Consider the following 25,825-nt stretch of genomic DNA (forward strand, 5'->3'; position numbering starts at 1 on the left):
TCCCTATCTGGTCACAAGGGTTTACGGTCGGGGATGAAAGTCAAGATACATACGCTTTTTCAGTATTTGCTAGATACTACAGAAACGGCCCCTGAAGCGTTCATTGGGTTTTCTTTGTCTGAATCGCCTCGTTTGGGAACCTTCTTGGAAGCGCTGGATCCCGATCTTCCGCTGGACTGGAACCAGAAGAGCTTTCGCGGATTGCCTGAATTAAGGAGCCATATTTTGGACAGGGCGGGTCTCTCTGGTCTTTGTCAGCCAGATGACGTTCTGATCACGGCTGGCACCGCAGAAGCCAATTATCTGGCCTTCATGCAATTGGTTCAACCGGGTGACGAAGTCGTGACGGAACGTCCCGGATGGCCGCAAGCTGGCGTGCTGGCCGATGCAGTCGACGCCACGCAGAAAGTGATCGACCGCGATGAGGCGTCAGAATGGTCCTTGCCGCTTGATGCTGTTGAGGCCGCAGTAACCCACCGAACGCGGCTTATTTTTCTAACCAACCCCAATAATCCCACCGGGCGCCTCATGACCCGTCGCGAGCTTGAAAGGCTGGTCCAGATCGCTGATCGCGTGGGTGCGTGGCTTGTTGTGGACGAGGTGTATGCCGGGTTGGAATGGGGCAGCGATCGCGCGCCTTCTATTGCTGGCATGTATAACCGGGGGATTACGACGGGTAGTGTATCCAAGGCGCTGGGGCTTCAAGGGTTGCGTACCGGTTGGATGATTTGCCGTGATTCCGATCTCATTTGGGACGCAATTATACTACGGGAAAACTCAAGCGAGATCATGAACATACTTGGCGAGGTCATTGCTGAAATTGCCCTGCGGCCTGACAGGTATGACCAAGCGATACGCACAGCGCGGGCAGCTGCGCGAGAAACGCTTGAGCGCCTTGATCGATTTGTCGCTGAACAGTCGCGCCTGACATGGATCAAACCGCAGGCCGGGTTGATTGGCCTTGCACGGTTGGACGGCATTGACGGAGATGTTTTCGCCAAACGTTTGCTAGCTGAACCCTACCGAACGTTCCTATTGCCAGGATCGTCATATGGCATGCCCCATCACATTCGATTGGGTGTCGGCGGAGGTGTTGCAGCCAATTTGGAACTCGGACTGGAGCGAATGGGTAAATTGTTGGCGAATTTGCAGGGCTAAATTGGGTCGCAGATGCGGCAGGGTTCAGAGGCCCCCTTTGCGCGATGTGTCTCGCAGCTTTTCGCTACGTATCATGCTGATCCAGTACGTCGCCAGACGTGAAAAACCGCTTCAATGATGAAGTGTCAACAATGAAGGTCATACTAGAAGGCCGCGACTTCAATCAGCGACAACTTGGGCACGGCAATGCAAAGTAACGAGCTGTCATTCCTGCCGAGCGCAACGGAAATTCGTCAGACAATGAGCGAAGCGCGGGACAAAGCCGCTATGGGACAGACATACTGTCCTAGCTGATACACTTTCGATTTGGTCTGACATCGTCGATCGAGCACTTCCGCCGCCTTTCAGCAAAGGCACAAGGATATTCAGGTCAGCAGGCGCTCAGCTTGAGATGGAGAAACCGGCGGAGCGCCTACGATATTGTAATCACAAGACAGTTTTACACCCGATCGGGTTTGACCGGAGCCACATAGGGAAGACGGGCTCGTGCTTTGGTGTCCGCTGCGCCAGCGTTGCGGATGTACCGTTGGTCGTCATCTTTGCGAACAGTGTACACGTATGTGGGATCGCCTGCGGTCACCTGGTGAATGGCAAGGCGGCGCAGCTGGCTGGCGCGGATCGTGTCATACAGCTCGTCTGGGTTCCAGCCATCGAACAGAATAGCCTCAAGTTCGGCCCGGAGGTCGGCGCAATCGGGATCGTTTGCGCGGTTGTTCACTTCGTTGGGGTCTTCATCCACGTTGTAGAGCAGCGTATCCACCCCTTCGAGCCACATCAGTTTCCACGGGCCTTTCTTGACCATGCGGCTGGGGCCGGTGGACCCGTCCGCTGCAAATTCCGAGATCGCAACATCGGAGAGGCCCGACGTATCGCCGTTCAGCGCAGGAACCAGGGATTGCCCGTCGATGGGTGCTGCATACTCATCGTATGAGCCGCCGGCGGCGAGGTCCGCGAGTGTGGGCAACAGGTCAATCAGCGAGATATTCTCCTTTACCCGCGACGTTTTGAAACGATCCGGTGCGTAGACGATGAAGGGCACACTTGCGGCCCATTCAAAGAAGTGTTGTTTGAACCACATGCCGCGCTCTCCCATCATCTCGCCGTGGTCGGCGGTGAGGATGATGATGGTGTTTTCGATCTGTTTGGTTCTCTCCAACACGTCGACAAGGTGCCCGACTTTCTCGTCGATATACGAGATCATCCCGTAATAGCCGTGGCGGGCTTTGCGGCGGTCTTCAGGCGTGACGGTAAATTCGTGACGTGACTGGCAGTAATGAAGGTTGCGGCTGAGATGATCCATCTCGTTCAGTTCCAGTGGCGGGACGGCCGGGTATTCGATCTCATCATGATCATAGAGGTCCCAGTACTCCTGTCCGATCACGAAAGGCGAGTGCGGAGAGGTAAAGGAAACCGTCAGCATAAAGGGTCGGTCATCGTCCTTTCGCGCCAGATCATACAGGGCCTGAACGCCGTGGTATTCGACTTCGTCATCATAATCCATTTGCATGGTGCGGATCGCGGGACCGCTTTCCAGAATGGGGGCCATTGTCAGGTTGGTGGGCTTGTATTCGCGGCCCTTGGACCAATCCACGGTCCAGGCAAAGTTGGCCGGGTAAATCTCGGTCGTGTGACGTTTGTCATATCCGTGCAATTGATCGGGGCCGACAAAGTGCATCTTGCCGGACATCTCGACCCGGTAGTCCATGCTGCGCAAGTAGTGTGCGAAGGTTGGAATGTCGGCATGAAATTCGCTGGCGTTGTCATACATGCCAATCGAAAAAGGCAGCTTGCCTGCATGCATCGACGCACGGGACGGCCCGCACATGGGCAGGTTGCAATAGCAATTTTCAAACACCACACCATTTTCCGCAAGGCGGTCGATGTTCGGTGCCTTGACTGTCTTGTTTCCATAGGCCTTCAACGCGTTCGCTGCGAGCTGGTCCGCCTGAATGAGTAGGATGTTTGGACGTGCCATATTCGTTTCCCGAGAATTATGAAGATTTGCCCCGGGCGGCTGGTTAAGGGGAGGGCCGCCCGGGATGCCGAAGTTGTTACTGGATTACCATTCCCAACTTTTCGGCAGTGTCGCTGAAGGTCTGAACCTGGCCTTCCACGAAGGTCTTTGTCTCGTCGGGTGAAAGTACAGTCGGGACCGAACCCAGTTTTTCGGTGGTCTCGACCCAGCTTTCATCCGCAGATATCGCCCCAAGAACTTCGACCCATTTCGCCACAACGTCTTCGGGCAGGTCTTTGGGGCCCCAGACTCCGGTCCAGCCGACGACGTTTTCCAGGTTCGGGTGACCAAGCTCCTGTGCGGTGGGCGTGTCCGGGATCGCGCCAAAGCGCTCTGGTGTGGTGGTTAGCAATGGGCGGATCTGGTCTGATTCAATGGCACCGGACAAGCCCGAGAGATTATGGAAGATTAGATCTGCATGCCCACCAACCACGGCTGCTGTGGCCTTGCCGCCGCCTTTGAAGGGGACATGGATCAACGCTTCGGAATCGCCCCCCAGATCGTCCAGCATGATGAGCATGGCCATATGCAACAATGTACCCACACCGGCGGACGCATATGAAAGGCGTTCGCCGTTTGCGATCGCTGTCTTTAACTCATCAAAGTTCTGATAGGGCGAGTCCGCGCTGACGCCCAACACAAACGGGTTCTTTTCGATCAGGCCCAGAAACGTGAAGTCGTCCCACTTGTATGGGATCGTGCGATTGATTGCGGGTACGGTGGCCTGAGATCCCACACGCGCCATCAGCAAGGTGTAGCCGTCGGGACGGGATTTGGCGACCTGAGTCGAGCCAACGACTCCACCCGCACCGGTCTTGTTTACCACCAAAATGTTCTCACCCAGGTAGTCCGGAGCCTCTGTGCTGAGGGTACGGGCGGCCAGATCGGCGGCGCCGCCCGGGCCATAGGGCACCACCAAAGTCACTGGTTTACTTGGATAATCTTGCGCCAAAGCTCCCATCGGGATCGCGAGCAAAGCAATGCTGCTCAGCGCTGCGGTCATTGTGGTTCTTAGTGTCATCTGTTGCGTCTCCCTGAATCGAATGAGACTCACCATAATAAAATACTTGCAGTAAGTAAATAATTAAGTAAAGATACATTCAGGAGGTGCAAAATGGCAGGTTGGTCACAAGAGGAGATCGGTCGCGGGAACCGGCAGCGGGTTCTTGGTGAGATTTTGGGATCAGGAACCATTTCGCGAACGCAGATAGCAGATAATCTCGCGCTGAATGCCGCGAGCGTTTCAAGGATTACGCGCGAACTGATTGACGCGCGTCTGGTTCAAGAGGTCGGTGTATCCAAGCCCGAAGGGCGCAGAGGGCCAAGAACCAAAAAGCTAACCATGGACCGATCCGGTGGTTATGTGATCGGGATCGGCATCAATGCTTACCAGCAAGTGGTCACGCTTGCCGATTTGTCGAACAACCGTATCGCGTCATGGGATGCAGGTGGGGCAGGGCTGACTGATGGCACAAGTTTCATCAGGGCGTGCTGCAAGCAAGCTAAAGCGTTGATTGAAGAGCATGTCCCGGACAAAGACCGGCTTTTCGGGGTGGGTCTGACCATCGCTGGCAATCTGGATAAGGCGCGTGGGATCGTCATTTCAGCGCCCACTTTGGGGTGGGGCGAGGAAACCAATGTTTGCGGGATCGTGAGAGAAGAGCTTGGCGTTCCGGTTGCGCTTGAAACACCCAGTGCCGCGATCTGTCAGTCAGAGGTTGCCTTTGGTGCGGCGCGAAATATTGAAAATGTCGCCGTAATCTATTGCGCGATGGGGTTTGGGATTGGCCTACAGGTCAATGGAGAGCCTTACAGCGGGATCGGCAGGGTGGGTGGCGTTCTGACCGAAGCCAAGACCACTGAAGGAGTTGGGTCCAACACGCCTATTTCCCTGTCCGACCAGTGCGGGGGTAGGGCGTTGCTGCGTCAGCTGCTGACGCCACAAGTGTTTGACGCATTGTCCGACCAGGAAAGGGCTCAGAAAGTCTGGGATGTCGTTTCTTCCGCGAATGAGACTGAGGGTGAATGCAGAACGGCCTTGGAGGATTTTGGCGCCCGGGCGGCAAACTGCTTTTCGCTCAGCCTGACGGTCTTGCAGCCCGAACTGGTGTTGCTTGCCGGCCCATTGGCGCAGTCGCCTTATTACTTGGAGGCGTTTCGAAAGCAGATCGACAACCTGAAGGCCGATCTGCAGCAGCCAATCAAGATCAAGTCGAGTGCGATGACCCACATGGGCGCGGCGCGGTTGATGTCACTCAATGAAAACATCGCAAACGCTGAACTTGATCTCGATGTACTCAAGGGAGGGGCCAGGTAATGGACCAGTCAAAGAAAAGAGACCTTTTTGCCGGGGCACTTTTCCTTGTCCTTGGCATTCTGACCTTGATGATCCTTATCCCGGCAGGTGTCGATTCACCGGGTTCGGTGGAGATTTCGGCATTGTCGCCAGAGTTCTGGCCCCGGGTGATTTCGATCGCCGTGGTTCTGGTCGCGCTGTGTTTGCTGGCCGAGTCCTACTTCTTGAAAACGCCGCACCTTGATCCGGACGAGGACGCAGAAGCAGATGCTGTCTACAAACTGGACACGCTTCCCGGAACCCTTCGAACCGTTATTCTAATCTTCGCCTTGTTTGCGTTTTACTTTGCGTTGACGACCTTGGGTGTCGTTGCCAGCTCGATCGTTCTGATGCTCTCTATGATGCTCTTTTTCGGCGAGCGTAAATGGTACTACATCGTTCCGATCAGCATCGTTCTTCCTGTCCTTTTGTACCTGTTCTTCCTGCACGTCGCAGGGGTGCCTATGCCTCTTGGCATTTTCGAAACGCTAGGTTGAGGAGAACCTGAGCATGATCGAGAATATTTCTACAGCATTTCAGCTATTCCTCAGCTTCGAGAACATTCTGGTCATCGGCATCGGTGTTCTGATCGGTACCATCATCGGCGCGATACCCGGGATGACCACCCCAATGGGCGTTGCACTGGCCTTGCCGTTTACCTTCACAATGCAGCCCGTGACCGGCATTCTGCTGTTGCTGGGTGTATACAAGGGCGGCTTGTATGGAGGGTCGTTGACAGCGATCCTGATCAAGACGCCCGGTACACCGGCTGCGTCTTGTACCATACTTGATGGCTATCCACTGGCGCAAAAGGGGCAGGCGCGAAAGGCCCTTGATATCGCACTTTATGCATCCTGTGTGGCCGATCTGATTTCGAACATCGCCCTGATCATGTTCGCGGGGTTCCTGGCAACTTTTGCGCTGCGCTTTGGGCCGCCGGAGTTCTTCACTCTGATCGTCTTTTCCCTGACTATCATCGCCGGTGTTGCTGGCCCCAGCCTGACCAAAGGTATCCTGTCTGCCTGTCTGGGCCTGATGCTGGCGACGGTTGGGTTGGATCTGATCTACGGCACGAACCGGTTCATTTTCGGGAACTACGAACTGATGTCAGGGCTGAACTTCATTCCGGTACTCATCGGCTTGTTTGCGATCCCTGAGATACTCGACCGCGCGACGCGCCGTCCTCGTCCACCCGGCGCCCAGCGTCAGGAGTTGGGTAGCGGTGCAAGCTTTGCCGAATTCCGAAAAACCCTGAAATCGGTTATCCGTGGCAGTTTCATCGGCGTGATACTGGGGGCCATCCCCGGCATCGGCGGCGCACCGGCGGCTTTCCTGAGCTATAGCGAAGCGCGCAGAAACTCGAAACACCCGGAAAACTTCGGCAAAGGTGAGCCCGAGGGCGTCGCCGCAGCCGAAGCCGGAAACAACGGCGTGGCCGGAGCGACGATGATCCCGCTGCTTGCGCTGGGTGTACCGGGGGACGTGATCACGGCGGTTATCCTAGGTGCCTTCATGATTCATGGCCTGCGTCCGGGTCCCATTCTCTTTGCGGAGAACCTGCCGATGATTTACGCGTTGTTCATGGGGATACTACTCAGTTCCGCGTACCTGTTTGTCGTGGGCAAAGTCGCCATCAAGACCTTCAGCCGCGTTGCGCTGATCCCGAACCGCATTCTTTACCCAATTGTCTTCACGCTCTGTGTCTACGGAGCATATGCGGTAAACAACAACCTGTTCGACATTCTGGTTATGCTTTGCATGGGCCTTGTTGGTTTCGCGATGCTGCGGTTGGATATCCCAGTCGCGCCGTTCCTGATCGCCTTCGTATTAGGGCCGCTCCTCGAGGACAACTTCCGGCAGTCGCTGCTGTTGTCCGATGGCAGCTTGTCGATCTTTGTCAGAAACGCGATTTGCTGGCTATTCTGGCTGCTGACCGCGCTGTCGATTTTTGTACTGATCCGGTCCCGCATCCGCGCTTCGCGCACTGGCCAGGCTTCTGTGCTGACCACCGGTGGATAAACCCGAAGAGCAAGGAAAAAAAATGGGTAATGCAGACGACGCTGGCCTGGGGCGCTTTGCGTACAGCTTTGCAGTCATTTCAGATACGCATGTCAATCCGGATGAAGACATGTGCAATTCGCCCTTCCCGGTGAACGCCCGCGCCAATCGACGGTTTCGCTATGTTGTGGCGGACATAAACCGCAGAGAGGTCGATTTTGTCGTCCACCTCGGTGACCTGCTTCATCCCGTCCCCGAGACCGGAAACCTTTATGCGCAGGCTGCCGATGCCTACCGCGCGATTGTGTCCGAGTTGACGGTTCCGATCCATATGCTGCCGGGCAATCACGACATCGGCGACACTCCGATCCGCGGCGGGCCTGCAAGTCCGACCACGCCCGAAATGATCGATGCATGGGAACGTGAGTTCGGGGCCCATTATCACAGCTTCGAAAAGGGAGGGGTGCGTTTCATCCTGCTGAATGCGCAACTGATCAATTCCGGGCTACAGGCCGAGGCGGATCAGCGGCGCTGGGTCGAGGCGGAATTCGCGGCAGCCAAAGGGCAACGCGTCATGCTGATGCTGCACCACCCGGCCTATCTGTGTCATCCCGACGAACTGGACCACTATGACAATACCGATCAGCCGGGTAGGGGATGGCTGTTGGGGCTGCTAGAGAAACACGGGGTCGAGGCGATGTTCTCAGGTCATGCCCATAACTTCTGGTATGACCGATACCGTCAGACGGATTTCTACCTTGCACCATCAACCAGCTTTGTTCGGCAGGATTACTCGGAAATGCTGCGCGCGATCCCGCCCGAATTCAGCGAGTTCGGTCGCAACGACGTGGCAAAGTTGGGATATTTTGTGGTGAACGTTTACGAGAACGGTCATGTCACGAAATTTGTTCGGACATACGGGGCCGAGCTTGCGCCGGAGGAAATAACGGCGGGCGAGAAACTTGAACTGGCCCCAGAGCCACGGGAAAACACCAACCCGCTGATCGGCTTTGATCTGCGGCAGGACTGGGCCGAAATTTCCGAAGTGCCGCCAAGCGGCGGCCTGGACGAGTTCGACCGAAAACCCGTTCGGAACGACTATCACCTGCTGGCACTGCAAGAAATGGGTGTCCGCGATATTCGCGTCCCGCTACATGATCTGCTGGACCCCGCGCGCCGCGCACGGATTGGCGTTCTGAAACATCTCGGGTTCAGAATTACACTGTTCGGATTTGGCTGCCTCGATGAGCACTTGGACCTGATCGCGTCGCAAGCAGGCAATCTGGCCGATTGGGAAATCACTTTGAATTGGGGCGATGTCGCGACATCGGCAAAAACGCTGGCCGAAGCCCACGCAGCGACAGGCTTGCCGATCTATATCTCACGCATGCGAACCAAAGACGATATCAGGTCCGAGGGTACCTATTTCCACGTCATCAATCATGGCTTTAACAGCGACGACACCGATCAGCTTGCGAAACTCGCCGCGCTGCCTGGATCCTGCGGTGTTATTGGGGCCGTATTTCGGCTCGGAAACAGCGATCCGGTCGACCCGAGTTTGAAAGCCATCGACCGCGCTGTCGCCATTCACGCCCTGAAGGCATCGGTGCACCTGAGGGTCGCCGGTGATAACCCCGCTGTTCCGCACCTGGACGATAACACAACCGTCGCGCGGGTTGTTGAGGCAATGGACATCCGGTCAAAACTTCAAAATACGCGCGTCTACTGCGATACCTTGGTCGATGTTGATCGGGGGTACTTCGTGCGCAACGGAGCCATTGACCGCTGCAACAACCCACGGCCACTGCTGGAAGCTGTCCGCGCGCGGCACGCTCGGAACGTCTAAATCTCACCAAAGAAAGGCGCTCGTCAGAATAGTCGGTGAATCTCAGCAAACTTGCGAAGACCTAAACTGCATCGCAGCAACTGCAAAAGCCTGACCAGAAAATCACTCACGCCGAGATCAACCCGCCACTTTCTGCGCCAGCAATACGTTGTTTCTTAGAAGAATCGGTGAGAGGTGGGCGTTCTCGGCGTGAACGCATAGTTTGTGACGGGACGCCAAAACGGACATTCAGCTATCAGGATGGCAACTTAGCAAGACTAACGTTCGTTGAGACCCGGGACCGGATTTGGTCAATGTGAGTCCTGTCCTCGGATTCTCAGAGCAAGCGGCTATTTGATGGCGTCGCGGTAAACTATGCCTGTCGGGTGGATCGTTTCAGCATCTCAACAAAATCGCGACAAAGCCGTGCGTTTGAATTGCTTATCCCAACCGGTAGGCCTCGGTCGCTTGATCGCGGCAAAGGTAGGGCGCGAGCCTCTCTGCGTCCTGTTTCGACAGGCGCCCGCGTTCAATCTGGTCTGCCAAGTGCAGACACACGCCTCTCCGCCAAGTGTTGTGCCGGGCCGGGATCGACAAAAAGGCACGAGTGTCGTCGTTGAAGCCGGCGAGATTGAAGTACCCGGCCGTTTCAATGACCTGGTCAAAGAAGCGCTGGATGCCGTTCGCGCTGTCGTGGAACCACCATGGTGGACCGATCCGCAGGCTTGGCCAATGACCCGCCATCGGGGCCAATTCGCGCGAATAAGTGGTTTCGTCGAGCGTAAACAGGATGACGCGCAATTCCGGATCGTGTCCGACCCGGTTCAGCAAGGCATCCATGCCTTCGACCCAATTCACTGCGACCGGAATGTCAGACCCCATATCGGGTCCATGTTCTGCCAGAATGCGACGGTTCGTGCTGCGGCGCGAACCCACATGCAGTTGCATAACCATTCCGTCTTCGGCAGACATCTGCGCCATTTCGACAAGAAGGTGCCCGTAATATGCCAGTGCCTCATCCGGGTTCAGTGTCTCTTTCGATGCCCTTGCATGCAGGGCCTCGATCTCACTCGGCGCGAGCCAAGTGATTGCCAGCACTGGCACATCATGGTCCGTCGCTGTCGCGCCAAGTTCACGAAAGGCGGCGCGACGCATGCGGATCGCTTCGAGATAGCCGGAATAGGTCGTTGTGTCTTGATCGGTCAGCTCTCCGAGCCTGTTTACGTCAGACCGAAAATCGGGACGCGCGGGGTTCAGTAAGCTGTCCGGTCGGAAGGTCGGGACAATTCGCCCACTCCACCCCGAGGCTGCGATCGCCTTGTGATGCGACAACGGGTCATTGGCGGGATCGGTCGTTGCAAGCACTTCGATATCAAAGCGATCAAACAGCGCTCGTGGCCTGAATTCCGGCTGCGCGAGGCTCTCGGCAATCTGATCAAATACGATGTCTGCGGAGTCAGGTGAAAGCGCCCGATCTACGCCCAGTGTCCGGTAAAGCGTAAATTCCATCCATTCCCGCGATGGTGTGCCCAGAAAACAATGCCAATGCCGGGCAAAACAGCGAAAGATCTCCCGCGCGTTTCGGTCTTCTGGCGGCACCCCAATACCAAGATCGGACAGTGGTACGCCTTGGGAATAGAGCATCCGAAAAACATAGTGGTCAGGAATGATCAAAAGCTCGGCCGGATCGGGAAAGGCGGCGTCTTCGGCCCACCAGCGCGGATCGCAATGTCCGTGGGGCGAGACGATGGGCAAATCCCGCACGGCTTCAAAGAGATCGCGGGCGCGTGGGTCCAAAACGGGTTCGGTATAAAAACTCATATCGACAAGGCTCGTTGCGTTGCAAGAAAGTCCAGAACGGCCTTTCGAACTTGCGGGGTCTCGTAATGTCCCGCTGCCGGATCGCGAAGGACCGTAAGCCGTTCGGGGACCGCATCATAAGCGGCGCGAAGCCGTTTGATCGCCGGAGCATAGGCTTCATCCGGGGTCAACGGATCTTGCCCACCGGTGGCCACGAACTGGGGTCGCGGCGCGACGAGGGCCGCAATATCGCTCATGTCGTGGTGGTCAAGAAGTCCTGGGATCGTCAAATACGGCCCGTGCAGATCATGTGCGCCCGTTTCGATTAGCGGCGCGATATTGGAAAAGACACATAAGTGCAGGGCGGCGAATACATCGGCACGAAGCGCCGCAACCAGATAGGCCAGCGTGCCCCCCATCGAGAGTCCCAGCGTCGCAACACACGAAGGTCGCGCAATATCCCAGAGCGCATCCAACGCCAACATCTGATCGGCAACCATTTCCCCAATGAGGGTCTTGCCATGCCAGGAAACAGCTTTGGCAAGCGCCGTTTCCGGGCCCTCGGCCTGACGATCCCCGAAACCGGGCATATCGGCACAAAAAACCGTCCAGCCCGCGGCTGCGATATCTCTGGCGAGTGGCGGTTCAAGAAGCGCCGGCCGGCCATCGGTAATTTCTGATTTGCCGATGGCATATGCGTTTCCGTGGGCGTGGCAATAGAGCAAACCGGGCGCACCGGGCTCCATATCGACGGGTGATAAGGAGATCGCCGGGATCTGCGTGTCTCCAAGGCGGTAGGCCCGCCGACAAAGCCCGTCTACCATGCTTTCGCCCACGATGCGCCAGCTTTGCGGTTCTGGCGTTCTCAAACGCAGCAGTCGCTGCAAATCGGGTCGGGATAGAGATTGCATTTGCGTGAGGGCTCAAAATTGGTACACTAGTATACAAGTATACGAGTCAGGGGAAGATGTGCAACAGGCTTGGCGTTGGTTTGGACCCAAGGACACAGTGCGGCTGAGCGATATTCGTCAGGCCGGCGCGACGCATGTTGTTACCGCCTTGCACCATATCGCAACCGGCCAACCCTGGCAGAGCAACGACATCCGGCAACGACAAAACGAGATTGCTGTCGCAACTGGTGGTGCGCTGGAATGGAGTGTCGTCGAAAGCCTGCCCGTATCAGAAGACATCAAATCCCAGTCAGGCAACATGCGCGATCACATCGTTGCCTATCGTTCGTCGCTTGAGGCTTTGGCGGAGGCGGGTATCAAGGTCATCTGCTACAATTTCATGCCCGTGCTCGATTGGACGCGGACCGATTTGCGGGCTCCGATGTCCCACGGCGGAACCGCCATGCGCTTCGATCTGCCGACATTCGCTGCTTTCGATCTCTATGTGCTTGAACGTAAGGGGGCTGAGGACGAGTACGACGATGCCACTTTGGACGCGGCGCGCGCGCGCTTTGCCTGTATGAGTGACACGGAACAGGCGCAGTTGACACAAACCATAGGGGCCGGTCTGCCCGGCTCGGCCGATCACTGGTCTCTCGATGAATTGCGTGACGCACTGCGGCGATATGACGGGCTGGGCGCAGATCGATTGCGTCAACATCATATCGACTTTCTTAGCGAGGTCGTGCCGACGGCAGAACGGCTGGGTGTGCGCCTGTGCTGTCATCCAGACGACCCTCCATTTCGCCTGCTCGGTTTGCCGCGTGAAATGTCTACTGCCGACGACTATGCGCACGTGCTTAACGCCGTTCCGGATTCCGCGTTCGGAATGACGCTTTGTACGGGTTCGCTTGGCGCGCGCCCCGACAACGACTGCGTCGAGATCACCAGAAAGTTTGCACCGCGCATCCACTTTGCGCACCTGCGCAACGTCACTCGCGACTCCGACACTATCCCGTGTTCGTTTTTTGAAGACGAACATCTTTCGGGACAGACAGACATGGTCGGCGTCGTTCGCGTATTGCTCGAGGAAGAGGCCCGCCGCCAGAGCGAGGGGCGCAGTGATTGGGAAATCCCAATGCGCCCCGATCATGGGCAAGAAATTCTAAGTGATCTGACCGCAGGCGCTCAACCCGGGTATCCGGCGGTCGGTCGCCTTAAGGGGCTGGCCGAACTGCGTGGCGTAATTGCCGGTCTCGGGGTGGAGGTCGCATGAACATGAGACTCGTCGATCACGGTCTGGACCGGACCCAACCCATCCCGAAGCAGCTCTACGAAATTCTCAGGCGCCGCATCGTGGCCAACACTCTCCAACCTGGCGAGCGCATCTCAGAAGCCGCACTTGCGCAGGAATTCGATGTCAGCCGCACGCCTCTGCGGGCGGCGCTGCAGCAACTGGCAACCGAAGGGTTGGTGACAGTACGCCCTCAGGTCGGCACGCTTGTGGCCAAGCTCGACGTGGCGCAATTGAACGAGGCTGTCTTCATCCGCTCGGCCCTTGAATGTGCCGTTGTCGAAAAACTGGCCAGAGAAAGCGTTGATCTGGGCGCGATTGAGCGTCTGCTCTCGCTTCAGGCGGTTGCGGCCGATGTGGATGACTATGCTACTTTTTTTCAGCATGACGAAGCGTTCCATGCAAAGCTTGCCGAACTGGCGGGGACGCCGACATCGTGGAAGCTGGTGCAATCGGTGAAAGGGCATGTTGACCGTCAGCGCTATACCCTGATGGCAGGCATACCGATGCGCTCACAACGCGCGTTTCAGGAGCATCAGGACATCATCAACTGCATTCGGGCGGGTGACGTCGCCGGAGCCTCAAAAGCGATGGCTATCCATGTGGCCTCGGTTCTCGAGCTCGAACAATGAGAAAGACAGCCCTGCCGGGCGCTTAAACAGCGAACTTTTCAAGGGAGGAAACTATGACCGGCACATTTAAGAGACTTGTGGGAACAAGCGCACTTGCGCTTGCATTTTCGGCGGGTTCCGCGCTTGCGCAGACGGAACTGCGTATGACGTGGTACAACGACGGCATCGAAGGCGAAGTCATGCAAGGGCTTCTCGATCGCTTTGAGGAAGCAAACCCCGACATCTCGGTGGTTCTTGATGTCGTCCCCTATAAGGCGATCATCGAAAGCCTTCCGGTACAGCTTGCCGCTGGCGAGGGGCCGGATCTTGCGCGCGTCACCGACCTTGGCGGTCTGTCGCAATATTATCTCGATATGACGCCCTACATCAGTGACACCGAGTATTGGCAGACGAGTTTCGGACCGTTCCTCAAGTGGCTCGACCCTGACGGGGACGCCATCAACGGGTTTATGACCCAGCTCACCGTCACCGGTCCTTATGTCAACAAAACGCTATTCGAGCAGGCCGGGGTCGAGATGCCCGGCGATGGCGCGACTTGGGACGACTATGCCACCGCCGTAAACGAAGTCGCCGAAAAGCTTGAAATTCCGATCCCGATGGCATGGGACAGATCCGGCCACCGCGTTTCAGGTCCGGCGATTGCGATGGGCGCCAAGATGTTTGACGCCGAAGGCAATCCTGCGCTTGTTGATGACGGGCTCAAGGCGATGGCCCAGCGGCTTTATGACTGGCATCAGGATGGCACCATGTCCAAAGAGCTCTGGGGCTCGGTGTCGGGTTCCACCTATCTTGGCGCGAACGAAGATTTCGCCAACGCGCAGGTCGTGATGTACATGTCCGGCTCGTGGCAGATCCCGCAATTCGCTGAAACCATCGGCGATGCGTTCGACTGGTGGGCAGTACCCGCGCCATGCGGACCCGCAGCCTGCACAGGCATGCCTGGTGGAGCGGCACTTGTCGGTCTGGCCGGTACCGAACACCCCGAGGAAGTGGCCAAGCTGATGGATTGGCTCGCTCAGGAAGAACAACTTGCCGAATTCTACGGTAAGACCTTGTTCATCCCCGGGCACCTCGGGTTGGCCGAGGGTGGCGTGTCGTTTGACACCCAGGACCCGCGCGCTCAGCACGCTCTTGAAACCTTTGCAGGTGCCGTTCCGGCGATTTCGCCCGTGGCCTTTGACCTGCAGGGCTACGCCAACAACCGTGTCATGTTCAACGCGCTGATCAGCCGTCTGAACGAAGCGATCGTCGGCGAACTGACACTTGACGAGGCGTACGAACGGATGACCGACGACGTTACCAAGGAACTGGCAGAGAAAGAACGCCAGTAATCACCGGACCTGCCCCGGCCCGCCTGCGCGGGCCGGGGCACCACGCGAAGGGGGAAGCCTCGATGGCGCAACAAAGCGATCAGACCACGGGTGACCGGCTTGCCAGTCTTGCGGGGGCACCTGTGCGATTGTTGTTCCGCGCGCTGGACCCGTTATTTACAGCGATCCAACGGGGTATCGGCACCAAGCGGATGCCCTGGATCTTTCTGTTGCCGAACCTGGTGTTCTTTGGCCTCTTCGTCATTTTGCCGCTTTTTATCAACTTCTTCTATTCTCTGACCGGGGGAACGCAGCTCTACCTGACGGACCGGCCCTTTATCGGCACTGAACAATACGGTTATCTGCTGGATTGCGAGGCCTTTACCGATCCCCAGACCTGTCGCGAGGATCGGTTCTGGAAGGGCATTTACAACACGCTGGTGTTTATCTTCTTTCAGGTGACCTTCATGGTCCTGTTCTCACTCATCACCGCGCTGATCCTGAATCGCGAAATCCGTGCGCGCGGGTTCTTTCGCGCGGTCTTCTTCTTCCCCGTCCTTCTGTCACCGGTGGTCGTGGCGTTGATCTGGAAGTGGATCCTGTTGCGCGATGGAATTCTGAACGCCTTTCTCGTCTCGATCGGGCTCGACAAGATCCTGTTCTTTGTCAGTCCGGAATGGTCGATGTTCTGGGCGATCTTCGTGTCGATCTGGGCGCATATGGGATTTTACACGCTGATCCTTCTGGCCGGGCTGCAGGCAATCCCGCCCGACCTTTACGAGGCCGCCGAGATGGACGGAACCAGCAAGGAGCGCGTGTTCTGGCGTATAACCCTGCCGCTTTTGTGGCCCAACATGCTGGTTGTAATCGTGCTCGCGCTGATCAAGGGCGTGCAGATTTTCGACGAGGTCTTCGTGCTGACCGGTGGCGGGCCGGGCACGGCCACGCAGTTCATCGTTCAATACATCTACAACACCGGCTTCACCAATCAGGTGCAGAACTTCGGTCTCGCCTCTGCCGCCTCGGTGGTGCTTGGTGTGGCGCTCTTTGTCCTGACCATGGCCCAGTTGGCCGCGACCCGGAGGAAAGACGATGTCTGACGCCGCCGCGACTTCTTCGCGTTCGATCAGGGGCCTGCTTGGTGCCACGCGCGGCACCAACGGGCGCCTGCACTGGACCGATGTTTTTACCTACATGTACCTGGGCTTTGGCGTTCTGTTGATGTTTGGGCCGGTTATCTGGTTAGTCTTGTCTTCGTTCAAAACATCCTCCGCACTCTTGGAGTTTCCACCGACCTTCCTGCCGCTTGGGCAAATCGAAATTCAGGTCGATGGATATGACGATCCGTTACCGCTTTTTGAAGCAACGCTCGAGGACGGCTCGGTCAAGCAACTGGCTCAGGTGCGCCGGATCGGGATCATGAGCCAGATGGTCGATCCTGAAAACCCCGGCGAGACGATCCAGGTACCCATCAACCAGCGCACCGAAGTCCGCGAATTCCGCATGGCTCTGGAAAACTACCGCGATCCGTTAGAGCGGTTCGATTTCACCCGGTACCTGTATAACTCGGTCGTTGTAACGGTCGTGGCGACGCTTGTGACGCTCTTGATCAACTCAATGGCGGCCTACGGGCTGGCCATTTACGAATTCCGGGGACGCGCCGCCATCATGCTCTTGGTGATTGGCACGTTGATGATCCCGATCACGGTCATTCTGGTGCCGGTCTATCTGGTCGTAACTTCCATGGGCATGATCAACTCGCTCTGGGCCGTGATCCTGCCGGGGGCTGCGACCCCGACTGGCGTGTTCCTGTTGCGGCAGTACATGCTGACCATTCCTCGCGATCTGATCGAAGCGGCGCGTATGGATAAGGCCAGCGAATGGGCGATCTATTGGAAAGTCGTCCTGCCACTCGCCATGCCCGCGATGGCGGTATTGGCCATCTTTTCGATCATGTGGCGGTGGAACGATTTCCTCTGGCCGCTGATCGTTCTGAACCGGTCTGAAGTCTATACGCTTCAGGTCGGTCTGAATGCCTTCCAGGGAGAGCTGGATGTCCAGTGGCACTACATCCTCGCGATGACCGTGGTCACTCTGATCCCGGTGACGCTTGTGTTTGCGTTCCTTCAGAAATTCATAACGACCGGCATCGCGTCATCGGGGATGAAATGAGCCGCCCGCTGATCTTCATGGATCCGTACCCCCGTACTCAGGAGATGGTTTATACGCCCGATTGCGCAGCGGCGCTCGATCAGATGGGCGATGTTGTAACCCATTGGGGATCGCGCGCGCCCGACGATCTGGTCGAGGCTAACCTCGACCGGATGACGATCCTGATCGGTCAGACGGCGATGGACCGTGACCGGTTGGACAGGGCGCCAAACCTGCGTGCGATCCTGAACGTCAAAGCCAACTGGGAACCCAATATCGATTACGAGGCCTGTCAGGCCCGTGGCATTCACGTCCTGTCTGCTGCTCCGGCAATGGCGCCCGCAGTTGCCGAATACTGTCTGGCCCAGGCAATCGTCTCGCTGCGGGGTCTGGGAAACGCCGACGCGCTGTTCCGGTCCGGGCAAGAGGCGTATGGCATCGCTGGCAATCAGAGTGCCAGATCGCTTTTTGGTGCGGATGTCGCGCTGGTGGGATATGGCAATCTCGGACGTGCGCTTGTTCCTCTGCTGCGTCCGTTCGGTGTGCAGCTCAGTGTTTACGATCCTTGGCTGTCGGACGGGTACCTTCGGGCCGAAGGGGTCGAACCTGTCGGACTTGAAGCGGCAATTTCGCAATCGGACGTGCTGTTCCTGCTGGCTGGTGTCACGACCGAGAACGAAGGTTTTCTGACCCGATCGCGCCTGGCATCAATCCGCCAGGATGCAACGGTTGTTCTGGCCTCGCGCGCCGAGATCGTCGTGTTCGACGCCTTCCTTGAGCTTGCCGCGTCCGGTGCGTTTCGCGCGGTAGTGGATGTCTTTCCCCAGGAACCTGTACCGAATAACAGCCCGTGGCGGTCAAACGACGGCACGCTTTTCTCGGCCCATCTGGCCGGCGGGCTAACGGCGTCATACGCCCGCATTCGCGAAGCAATGCTTGACGATATCGGTCAGATTCTCAAAGACCACCCGCCGCTTCGAATGCAGCGGGCCAATCCAAAACATGCAGCGGCGATGCGCAGCCGATAGGACTGAAAGGGAAACGATGACTGAAATACGATTGTCGGAGGTGAAAAAGGCCTATGGTTCGGTCGACGTCATCCACGGGATCGATCTGGTGGTTGATTCCGGCGAGTTTTGCGTCTTTGTCGGGCCGTCCGGCTGCGGCAAATCCACCTTGCTTCGGATCATCGCGGGGCTGGAAGACATCACCAGCGGCGAGGTGGTCATCGATGGCGATACCGTCAACTCGATCCCGGCGTCAGAGCGGGGGTTGGCCATGGTGTTTCAGTCTTACGCTCTCTATCCCCACATGTCGATTTACAAGAACATGGCGTTCGGGCTGGAGAACTCGAAACTGCCCCGCGCCGAAATCGACGAACGTGTGAATTCTGCCGCCCGGATGCTGCAGCTTCAGGATTACCTGCATCGCAAACCCAAGGCATTATCAGGCGGCCAGCGTCAGCGGGTGGCCATCGGACGGGCCATTGTGCGCGATCCCAAAGCTTTTCTCTTTGACGAACCGCTTTCAAATCTCGATGCCGAATTGCGCGTAACGATGCGCAAGGAACTGGCGGCACTTCATGCCGACATCGGCGGCACGATGATATACGTCACCCATGATCAGGTTGAAGCGATGACGCTGGCGGACAAAATCGTGGTGCTTCAGGCGGGTCGGATCGAACAGGTCGGAACACCGCTTGATCTCTACAACAAACCCCAGAACGTTTTTGTGGCAGGGTTCATCGGCTCGCCCCGGATGAATATCTTTGACGCCACCGCAGAAGCGGACGAGAGCGGTTTGATCCTTCGGTCCGGGCCATGCACCATGGCGGTGCCGCCGATCGAAGGGCTGGCACCGGGTGACGCGTGTTCCTTTGGAATTCGGCCCGAACATCTGGATGTCACCGAAAACCACGAGGCCGATTTGGTGGCAAGTTGCTCTCTGGCCGAGCAGCTGGGCGGTGAGACCTATCTGTATTGCGATGCCGAAGGACTGCCGCAGATCACCGCGCACCGTCCAGGCCAATTGTCCGTTGCCGAAGGTCAGGAGGTCGCACTCCGCATCGACCGGACCAACCTGCATGTCTTTGACCGGAACGGTCAGACGCTCGCAAACGGGTTCGCGGGATGAGCGACAAGATCCGATTTGCGGTCGTTGGGCTTGGTATGGCGTCCAGACCTCATGCCCTAGCGCTGCAGGCGTTGTCCGATCGAATTGATGTGATCGGTGCCTATGCTCGCAGCCCCGCAGCGCGGCAATCCTTTTCCGACACCTACGGGTTTAAATCAGCCTCTGATCTTGGGTCGCTGGCCGACGACCCGGATGTTGATGCGCTGCTTCTGATCACGCCGCCCAATGCGCGCCAGGATATCGTCACCCAATTCGCGCGCGCGGGAAAACATGTCTTGTCCGAAAAACCGCTGGAGCGTGATCTGAAGCGGGCGCAGGCGATCGTTCAAACCTGCGAAGACGCTGGCGTGCGCCTTGGCGTGGTTTTTCAACACAGGTTTCGCGCTGCGTCCGAGGCGCTTGATCGACTGATCCGGTCGGATGACCTGGGTGCGGTTCGGGTGGTGCGGGCCGAGGTGCCCTGGTGGCGTGATCAAGCATATTACGACGAGACGGGCCGGGGCAGCTATGGCCGCGACGGTGGCGGCGTCCTGATTAGTCAGGCGATTCATACACTGGATCTGATGTTGTCTTTGACCGGCCCTGTCGCCGCGGTTAATGCGATCTGCACAACCACGCCGTTTCATGAAATGGAGGCCGAGGACGTTGCCGTTGGCCTTTTGCAGTTTGCCAGCGGGGCGGTTGGTCAGCTCTTTGCCAGCACCGCAAGCTTCCCCGGTGAGGCCGAAAGCCTGCGGTTCGATTTTGATCACGCCTCGGCGACGCTGAGATCGGGTGTGCTGACAGTTCAGTGGCGCGATGGTCGGGTCACGACCTATGGCAACGAAGCAGAGGGAACTGGCGGCGGAACCGATCCGATGGCGTTCCCGTTCAGCTGGCATCAATCACTGATCGCGGATTTTGCTGATTCCATTGATCAGGGTCGCGATCCGCGTGTTACCGGCGCGATGGCGCTGGAGGTTCACCGGTTGATCGCCGCGCTGGAACAGTCGTCGCGCACACAGCAGCGCATTGAGCTGGAGACAATCTCATGAGTTTGACGCTTGGCGTGATCGGGATCGATCACCGGCACATATATGGGCAACTGGGACAAATGCAGGCCCGCGGATGTAGCTGCAAGGGGTGGTATACCGAAGGTGACCCTCAGCCCTTGGCCGGATTTTTGCAGCGGTTTCCTGACATCCCACGCGTTACCGATCTTGGGACGCTTCTGGATGATCCCGAAATCGACCTGATCCTGATCGCCGATATCCCGAGCCGACGGGCCAGTCTGGCCATTGAAGCGATGCAGGCCGGCAAGGACGTTATGACCGACAAACCGGGCTGTACCACCCTTGACCAGCTGGCGGCATTGCGTGCCTGTGTGGCCGAAACGGGTCGCATCTGGTCGGTCGACTTTTCCGAACGTTTCGAAGTTCCGGCCGTCACGCGCGCGGCCGAACTGATCGCCGAAGGGGCAATCGGGACCGTCGTCCAAACGGTCGGGCTTGGCCCGCACCGCCTCAACCTTCCGACCCGTCCGGACTGGTTTTTCGATGACGCGGCCTATGGCGGTATTCTGACCGATATCGGATCTCATCAGATCGATCAGTTTCTTTACCTGACCGGGTCGGACACCGCCGAAGTCGTCGCGTCGGCCATCGGCAACTTTGCAAATCCCGACCATCCCGGTTTGCAGGATTTCGGAGAGATCCTGCTGCGTTCAGACAAAGGCAGCGGCTATATCCGCGTGGATTGGTACACCCCAGACGCCCTGCCAACCTGGGGGGATGGACGCCTGACCATTCTAGGCACCGAAGGGTATATCGAACTGAGAAAATACGTCGACGTCACCGGGCGCGAAGGCACGGACCATGTCATCCTCGTCAATGGTGATCGCTGCGAACATATTGACGCATCCGGCGCGGCTTTGCCGTATTTTGACCGACTGATCCAAGACGTACAGAACCGGACGCAAACCGCGATGCCGCAGAGCCACTGTTTCACTGTGATGGAGCTGGCGCTTAGGGCGCAGGCCAGAGCAACGCGGCTCCGAGGTCTTGCGAATGCTTAACGTCGCGATACTTGGCTGCGGGATCGGTGGTGAGCATATCGGTGGGTATGCCCAGCTGACCGACAGGTACAGGATCGCGGCGATTTGCGATACAAACCAACAGCTTGCCCAAAAATACGCAGCGACCACTGGTGCACGCGCAACGACGGATATTGACGACGTTCTCGCCGATCCGGGTGTGGATATCGTCGATATCTGCCTGCCGCCATCGATGCATGTTCCCGTAGCCATACGCGCCCTCGACGCAGGCAAGCACGTGATCGTAGAAAAACCCTTGGCCGGATCGTTGAGCGACGCTGATCGTCTTGTTGAGGCCGAAAACAGATCGCAACAACGCGTGTTCCCGGTGTTTCAGTACAGGTACGGTCGGGCGTTTGATCAATTGCGCGTTCTGCGCGCGGCTGGGTTGCTGGGGCGCCCTCTGGCGGCGTCAATTGAAACGCACTGGAGCCGCGACAGTGACTACTACGCCAACCCGTGGCGCGGCACGTGGGAACGCGAACTTGGCGGAGCGGTGCTCAGTCATGCCATTCATGCCCATGATCTTTTGACCCAACAGTTCGGACCGGTGGCCGATGTTTCCGCGATGCTGACCACCCGCGCCAATCCCATCGAAACCGAAGATTGCGCCGCCATCTCGCTGCGAATGGTGAACGGTGCGGTGGCCGCGTCGTCGATTACGCTGGGCGCCGCGACTGACACAACGCGACTGCGGCTTGTCTTTGACCACCTTACCGCGGAAAGCGGCTGTGCGCCGTATACGCCTGGTCAGGATCAATGGCAGTTCATCGCGCGAGAAACATCGGTACAAACAAGGGTGGATGAGGTGGTCAACAATGCGCCGACTGCCCCTGAAGGGTTTGCGGGACTTTTTGAGGCCATCGCAGACGCGTTGGAGGGGCGTGAGGGGCGCGAAGTGACGCTTGCAGAGGGGCTTGCCTCGATCGAATTGGTGTCAGCGATCTATCAATCGGATCGGTCCGGGGAACAGGTAACGCTTCCGGTTGATAGGATGTTGCCAATTGCAGCATCGTTGCGGCCATGAGACTGACCGACGCCGCACTTTCCGGATACGCAGGGCCCGGGCTTCGGCCGGGCTATGACAGAGCAAGGATCAGTGCCGGGATCGTGCATATTGGGATCGGCGCGTTTCACCGGGCGCATCAGGCCGCCTATGTGGATACCGCTTTGGCAAAGGATCCAAGCTGGGGTATTCGCGCAATATCCATGCGCAGCCCCGACACGCTTGATCGATTGGGTCCGCAAGATTTTCTCTACACATTGGCCGAACGCGGCGCTGCGGGGATTTCAGCGCGGGTGATCGGCTCGATAATGTCGATCGAGGTCGGCCAGGACGCGGCGGTTGCGGCCTTGGGCGACCCGAGTATCCGCTTGCTGACGCTGACCGTGACCGAAAAGGGCTATACGCCCGCGCTTGCAGCCACGATTTCTGCAGGGCTGGCGCGGCGGGCAGAGATGGGCGCAGGGCCGCTGACGATCCTGTCATGCGACAATCTCAGCGATAATGGACGCGTCACCGAAACGCTTGTGCGATCTGCGACCAAAGGTCGGGCGGTTGGGCGATACATCGACCAGTCGGTCCGCTTTCCAAGCTGCATGGTGGACCGGATCACACCCGCTACGACCACACAGGACTGCGTCGAAGTTTCGGCCCTGACCGGCCTGGAGGATGCCTGGCCCGTCGTGACCGAACCTTTCTCTCAATGGGTGATCGAGGACAATTTCGCCGATGAACGCCCGCCACTACCAGGGGTCGATTGGGTCGCCGACGTTGCCCCATATGAAGAGGCGAAACTCAGGTTGCTCAACGGCGCCCACACAACTTTGGCGATGCTTGGGCCGATGCTGGGTCATCGTTACGTGGCCGATGCTGTGGCCGACCCGGTTTTGCGGCGCTTGATCGATGGGACCGCGCGCCACGAGGTGATCCCGCATCTGTCTCTTGGGGCGGCTGTTCTCGCGACGTACTGGCAGGCTCTGCTCGAACGGTTCGACAACCCGGCTCTCAATCATGCGCTGTCTCAGATTGCCAGCGACACGTCGCAGAAAATCCCACAGCGACTGGTGGCACCGCTTCTTGACGCGCGCCGGTCGGGACGGAATGCTCCAGGGCTTGTACTGGCGATTGCCGCCTGGCTGGAACGCATCCGTCGCGAAACCCGCGCCGGGCGCGCATTGCGCGATCCCTTGGCTGACTGGCTCGACAATCTAGCACCGATGCCGCCCGAAGCCGCGCTTAAGACCCTTTGCGGCGCAAAGGCCCCGCTTCACGCCCTGACGCCCGATCTCATCACTGCAGTTCTAGCAGCACATCTGGTACTCGACGGTAAGGAAGGCGCGGATCTTGCCGACTGCCTTAGGAAATATATCGAGGCCCACGATGCTTGAAAGATCAGAGCTTGCTAAAAACGCACTGGCGCCGCTTCATGACGAAGGCTACGGCAAGGCGTTCGATCCCCAAAACCTCAATGCCCAGACCATGATCTTTACCGGCGGGCGTGAGGGGCGGTCGCTGAATGGGGACTGGAACTTTTGTGTCGATCTGCTCGATACCGGGTTGCGCCAGAAATGGTTCGCCCTGTCACCGTCATCCGCCGGAGAACGCACCGAACCCTGGGACTATGACCCTTATGACGGTGAAACGGTCCCTGTGCCGTCGTGCTGGCAAATGCTGCGCGACCGCTGGTACTTTTTTGAAGGTTCGGCCTGGTACACGCGTGCCTTTGACTATCATCTGCCCCCCGGTCGACGGCTTTTCTTGCGCATCGGCGCGGCTCAGTACGATTGCAAGGTTTTTCTAAACGGCAAGTTTCTGGGCAACCATGTTGGCGGCTCGACCCCTTTTTGCGTCGAACTGACCGCTGCGTTAGAGGCGGGCACAAACTGGGTCATGCTTTGCGTGAACAACACTCGGACCTCAGACCGTGTGCCGATGAAGAATACTGACTGGTTCAACTATGGGGGGGTCTATCGAGACGTTGAGCTGTTCGAGACATCGCAAACGGTCATACGGGACCTATTTGTCCGTCTTTCAGGCAGAAATATCCGTGTCAGCGCCAGAATTGACGGACCTGCCACAGAAGCCACGTTTAAGATCCCGGCCCTCGGGGTCGATGCAACGCTGCAAGTGTCAGACGGTACCGCCCAAGCAACGATCCCAGCGCAACCAGATCTCTGGTCGCCCGAGACGCCGGTTCTTTACGACATCACGCTGACCGCCGGAGAAGACCGCGTCAGCGATCGCGTAGGCTTTCGCCGGATTGAACGGCGCGGCACCGAGATCTTTCTCAACGGTCAGCCCGTCTTTCTGCGTGGTATCTCTGTTCACGAGGATGACGAGCGCGCGGGCAAAGTCACCACCGAAGCGGACATCCGTCGCCGATTTAGCCATGCACGCGAACTGGGCTGCAACTTTCTGCGGCTGGCTCACTATCCCCATCACGAACTCGCCGCCCGGATAGCGGACGAGGTCGGGCTTATGCTTTGGGAAGAGATACCGGTCTACTGGGCCATAGATTTTGCCAACCCAGCGACCCGGCGAGATGCGGAAAACCAACTGCGCGAGCTTATCCAGCGCGACCGGAACAGGGCCAGCGTCATCATTTGGTCGGTTGGCAACGAAAACCCGGATACAGACGCCCGGCTCGACTTTATGAAAGGTCTGAACGACCTCGCCAAAACCGAAGACCCAAGCCGCCTGACCGCCGCCGCGTGTCTGATTAACCACCACTCTCTGGCCATCGAAGACCGGCTTGCGGCCCATATCGATGTGATCGGGATCAACGAGTATTACGGCTGGTACGAACAGGACTTTCGCGATCTGCAGACAATCGGCAAGAACTCCAATCCCGACCGCCCCGTGGTCGTCTCGGAAACCGGTGCCGACGGCGATCACACCGCGGGACCCAATACGGGGCTTTTCAGCGTCGCTTATCAGGCCGAAGTCTATCGCCGACAGATCGAGATCTTGCGCGGACTGAACTATGTAAAGGGCATGACCCCTTGGATTCTTTACGATTTCCGAACCGAACGGCGTCAGGGCATCTATCAGCGCGGATTCAATCGGAAAGGCCTGATCGCCGCCGACAAAACGACCAGGAAACCGGCCTTTGAAGTGCTGGCGGCATATTATTCAGAACTCGCGGGCAGCACGGAAGACTAGCCGACCTCCTGCAGCCGATCGATGCTTTCGTCGACCGCTAGAACCACCG

21 protein-coding genes are annotated in these 25,825 nt (G+C 57.9%); 17 read left to right on the forward strand and 4 right to left on the reverse strand.

Features of this window, described 5'->3' with window-relative positions:
• Nucleotides 1-144: 144 nt before the first annotated feature.
• On the forward strand, nt 145-1,158 hold the full coding sequence (locus tag ACR0JA_RS17075; RefSeq protein ID WP_480577530.1) for a pyridoxal phosphate-dependent aminotransferase: 1,014 nt from the start codon (nt 145-147) through the stop codon (nt 1,156-1,158).
• Nucleotides 1,159-1,597: 439 nt separating this feature from the next.
• Here the strand turns inward: ACR0JA_RS17075 and betC are convergent, their stop codons facing one another.
• Together betC and ACR0JA_RS17085 are read right to left on the reverse strand one after the other, a co-directional pair.
• Nucleotides 1,598-3,133 (reverse strand): choline-sulfatase, encoded by a 1,536-nt coding sequence (gene betC, locus ACR0JA_RS17080; protein WP_480577533.1) that lies wholly within the window; start codon nt 3,131-3,133, stop codon nt 1,598-1,600.
• Nucleotides 3,134-3,209: 76 nt separating this feature from the next.
• The gene (locus tag ACR0JA_RS17085) at nt 3,210-4,193 is read right to left on the reverse strand and encodes a Bug family tripartite tricarboxylate transporter substrate binding protein (protein WP_480577535.1); all 984 of its coding nucleotides are present in this window, start codon (nt 4,191-4,193) and stop codon (nt 3,210-3,212) included.
• Nucleotides 4,194-4,286: 93 nt separating this feature from the next.
• Between ACR0JA_RS17085 and ACR0JA_RS17090 the strand changes: the two genes are divergently transcribed.
• Genes ACR0JA_RS17090 through ACR0JA_RS17105 form a run of 4 tightly spaced genes read left to right on the forward strand, consistent with a single transcriptional unit; the run spans nt 4,287 to nt 9,351 of the window.
• On the forward strand, nt 4,287-5,489 hold the full coding sequence (locus ACR0JA_RS17090; protein WP_480577538.1) for an ROK family transcriptional regulator: 1,203 nt from the start codon (nt 4,287-4,289) through the stop codon (nt 5,487-5,489).
• Entirely contained in the window at nt 5,489-6,004 is a 516-nt protein-coding gene (locus ACR0JA_RS17095) for a tripartite tricarboxylate transporter TctB family protein (protein WP_480577541.1), read from the forward strand. Before ACR0JA_RS17090 ends, ACR0JA_RS17095 begins: the two co-directional genes overlap by 1 nt.
• A gap of 13 nt (nt 6,005-6,017) precedes the next feature.
• Nucleotides 6,018-7,526 carry a tripartite tricarboxylate transporter permease gene (locus ACR0JA_RS17100; RefSeq protein ID WP_480577544.1) on the forward strand — a complete coding sequence of 503 codons (1,509 nt, stop codon included), beginning with the start codon at nt 6,018-6,020 and terminating at the stop codon, nt 7,524-7,526.
• A 22-nt stretch (nt 7,527-7,548) separates the two neighbouring features.
• Nucleotides 7,549-9,351: a metallophosphoesterase family protein gene (locus tag ACR0JA_RS17105; RefSeq protein ID WP_480577546.1), complete on the forward strand. Its 1,803-nt coding sequence runs from the start codon at nt 7,549-7,551 to the stop codon at nt 9,349-9,351.
• A 420-nt stretch (nt 9,352-9,771) separates the two neighbouring features.
• Here the strand turns inward: ACR0JA_RS17105 and uxaC are convergent, their stop codons facing one another.
• Together uxaC and ACR0JA_RS17115 are read right to left on the reverse strand one after the other, a co-directional pair.
• Nucleotides 9,772-11,151: a glucuronate isomerase gene (uxaC, locus tag ACR0JA_RS17110; RefSeq protein ID WP_480577549.1), complete on the reverse strand. Its 1,380-nt coding sequence runs from the start codon at nt 11,149-11,151 to the stop codon at nt 9,772-9,774.
• Nucleotides 11,148-12,041 carry an alpha/beta hydrolase family protein gene (locus ACR0JA_RS17115; protein ID WP_480577552.1) on the reverse strand — a complete coding sequence of 298 codons (894 nt, stop codon included), beginning with the start codon at nt 12,039-12,041 and terminating at the stop codon, nt 11,148-11,150. The genes uxaC and ACR0JA_RS17115 overlap by 4 nt, the downstream gene beginning before the upstream one ends.
• Before the next feature lie 58 nt (nt 12,042-12,099).
• On the opposite strand from ACR0JA_RS17115, the gene uxuA reads away from it, so the two are divergent.
• The 12 genes from uxuA to ACR0JA_RS17175 all read left to right on the forward strand — a co-directional run bounded on the left by uxuA (nt 12,100) and on the right by ACR0JA_RS17175 (nt 25,776).
• A complete protein-coding gene (uxuA, locus tag ACR0JA_RS17120; protein ID WP_480577555.1) occupies nt 12,100-13,296 on the forward strand; it encodes a mannonate dehydratase in 1,197 nt (398 codons plus the stop codon).
• Nucleotides 13,293-13,946 carry a GntR family transcriptional regulator gene (locus ACR0JA_RS17125; protein WP_480577558.1) on the forward strand — a complete coding sequence of 218 codons (654 nt, stop codon included), beginning with the start codon at nt 13,293-13,295 and terminating at the stop codon, nt 13,944-13,946. The genes uxuA and ACR0JA_RS17125 overlap by 4 nt, the downstream gene beginning before the upstream one ends.
• Nucleotides 13,947-13,999: 53 nt before the next feature.
• A complete protein-coding gene (locus ACR0JA_RS17130) occupies nt 14,000-15,277 on the forward strand; it encodes an ABC transporter substrate-binding protein (protein WP_480577561.1) in 1,278 nt (425 codons plus the stop codon).
• Nucleotides 15,278-15,339: 62 nt separating this feature from the next.
• A complete protein-coding gene (locus tag ACR0JA_RS17135; RefSeq protein WP_171181439.1) occupies nt 15,340-16,356 on the forward strand; it encodes a carbohydrate ABC transporter permease in 1,017 nt (338 codons plus the stop codon).
• Nucleotides 16,349-17,428 carry a carbohydrate ABC transporter permease gene (locus tag ACR0JA_RS17140; RefSeq protein ID WP_480577564.1) on the forward strand — a complete coding sequence of 360 codons (1,080 nt, stop codon included), beginning with the start codon at nt 16,349-16,351 and terminating at the stop codon, nt 17,426-17,428. Before ACR0JA_RS17135 ends, ACR0JA_RS17140 begins: the two co-directional genes overlap by 8 nt.
• Nucleotides 17,425-18,435, forward strand: a complete 1,011-nt coding sequence (locus ACR0JA_RS17145; protein WP_480577567.1) for an NAD(P)-dependent oxidoreductase — start codon at nt 17,425-17,427, stop codon at nt 18,433-18,435. The genes ACR0JA_RS17140 and ACR0JA_RS17145 overlap by 4 nt, the downstream gene beginning before the upstream one ends.
• A 16-nt stretch (nt 18,436-18,451) precedes the next feature.
• Nucleotides 18,452-19,540, forward strand: coding sequence for an ABC transporter ATP-binding protein (locus tag ACR0JA_RS17150; protein ID WP_480577569.1), 1,089 nt, complete (start codon nt 18,452-18,454; stop codon nt 19,538-19,540).
• Entirely contained in the window at nt 19,537-20,574 is a 1,038-nt protein-coding gene (locus ACR0JA_RS17155; RefSeq protein WP_480577571.1) for a Gfo/Idh/MocA family protein, read from the forward strand. The genes ACR0JA_RS17150 and ACR0JA_RS17155 overlap by 4 nt, the downstream gene beginning before the upstream one ends.
• Nucleotides 20,571-21,593 (forward strand): Gfo/Idh/MocA family protein, encoded by a 1,023-nt coding sequence (locus ACR0JA_RS17160; RefSeq protein WP_480577574.1) that lies wholly within the window; start codon nt 20,571-20,573, stop codon nt 21,591-21,593. The genes ACR0JA_RS17155 and ACR0JA_RS17160 overlap by 4 nt, the downstream gene beginning before the upstream one ends.
• On the forward strand, nt 21,586-22,638 hold the full coding sequence (locus ACR0JA_RS17165; protein ID WP_480577577.1) for a Gfo/Idh/MocA family protein: 1,053 nt from the start codon (nt 21,586-21,588) through the stop codon (nt 22,636-22,638). The genes ACR0JA_RS17160 and ACR0JA_RS17165 overlap by 8 nt, the downstream gene beginning before the upstream one ends.
• Nucleotides 22,635-24,002, forward strand: coding sequence for a mannitol dehydrogenase family protein (locus ACR0JA_RS17170; protein ID WP_480577580.1), 1,368 nt, complete (start codon nt 22,635-22,637; stop codon nt 24,000-24,002). Before ACR0JA_RS17165 ends, ACR0JA_RS17170 begins: the two co-directional genes overlap by 4 nt.
• Nucleotides 23,995-25,776 (forward strand): glycoside hydrolase family 2 protein, encoded by a 1,782-nt coding sequence (locus tag ACR0JA_RS17175; RefSeq protein WP_480577583.1) that lies wholly within the window; start codon nt 23,995-23,997, stop codon nt 25,774-25,776. The genes ACR0JA_RS17170 and ACR0JA_RS17175 overlap by 8 nt, the downstream gene beginning before the upstream one ends.
• The last annotated feature ends 49 nt before the right edge of the window (nt 25,777-25,825 follow it).

This window comes from Ruegeria sp. AM4 (genome assembly GCF_056540665.1).

Bases quoted from the DNA above. Each gene is read 5' to 3' on its own strand.
- betC (WP_480577533.1), bottom strand. From the start codon at position 3,133: ATGGCACGTCCAAACATCCTACTCATTCAGGCGGACCAGCTCGCAGCG.
- ACR0JA_RS17085 (WP_480577535.1), bottom strand. From the start codon at position 4,193: ATGACACTAAGAACCACAATGACCGCAGCGCTGAGCAGCATTGCTTTG.
- ACR0JA_RS17090 (WP_480577538.1), top strand. From the start codon at position 4,287: ATGGCAGGTTGGTCACAAGAGGAGATCGGTCGCGGGAACCGGCAGCGG.
- ACR0JA_RS17095 (WP_480577541.1), top strand. From the start codon at position 5,489: ATGGACCAGTCAAAGAAAAGAGACCTTTTTGCCGGGGCACTTTTCCTT.
- ACR0JA_RS17100 (WP_480577544.1), top strand. From the start codon at position 6,018: ATGATCGAGAATATTTCTACAGCATTTCAGCTATTCCTCAGCTTCGAG.
- ACR0JA_RS17105 (WP_480577546.1), top strand. From the start codon at position 7,549: ATGGGTAATGCAGACGACGCTGGCCTGGGGCGCTTTGCGTACAGCTTT.
- uxaC (WP_480577549.1), bottom strand. From the start codon at position 11,151: ATGAGTTTTTATACCGAACCCGTTTTGGACCCACGCGCCCGCGATCTC.
- ACR0JA_RS17115 (WP_480577552.1), bottom strand. From the start codon at position 12,041: ATGCAATCTCTATCCCGACCCGATTTGCAGCGACTGCTGCGTTTGAGA.
- ACR0JA_RS17125 (WP_480577558.1), top strand. From the start codon at position 13,293: ATGAACATGAGACTCGTCGATCACGGTCTGGACCGGACCCAACCCATC.
- ACR0JA_RS17130 (WP_480577561.1), top strand. From the start codon at position 14,000: ATGACCGGCACATTTAAGAGACTTGTGGGAACAAGCGCACTTGCGCTT.
- ACR0JA_RS17135 (WP_171181439.1), top strand. From the start codon at position 15,340: ATGGCGCAACAAAGCGATCAGACCACGGGTGACCGGCTTGCCAGTCTT.
- ACR0JA_RS17140 (WP_480577564.1), top strand. From the start codon at position 16,349: ATGTCTGACGCCGCCGCGACTTCTTCGCGTTCGATCAGGGGCCTGCTT.
- ACR0JA_RS17145 (WP_480577567.1), top strand. From the start codon at position 17,425: ATGAGCCGCCCGCTGATCTTCATGGATCCGTACCCCCGTACTCAGGAG.
- ACR0JA_RS17150 (WP_480577569.1), top strand. From the start codon at position 18,452: ATGACTGAAATACGATTGTCGGAGGTGAAAAAGGCCTATGGTTCGGTC.
- ACR0JA_RS17155 (WP_480577571.1), top strand. From the start codon at position 19,537: ATGAGCGACAAGATCCGATTTGCGGTCGTTGGGCTTGGTATGGCGTCC.
- ACR0JA_RS17160 (WP_480577574.1), top strand. From the start codon at position 20,571: ATGAGTTTGACGCTTGGCGTGATCGGGATCGATCACCGGCACATATAT.
- ACR0JA_RS17165 (WP_480577577.1), top strand. From the start codon at position 21,586: ATGCTTAACGTCGCGATACTTGGCTGCGGGATCGGTGGTGAGCATATC.
- ACR0JA_RS17170 (WP_480577580.1), top strand. From the start codon at position 22,635: ATGAGACTGACCGACGCCGCACTTTCCGGATACGCAGGGCCCGGGCTT.
- ACR0JA_RS17175 (WP_480577583.1), top strand. From the start codon at position 23,995: ATGCTTGAAAGATCAGAGCTTGCTAAAAACGCACTGGCGCCGCTTCAT.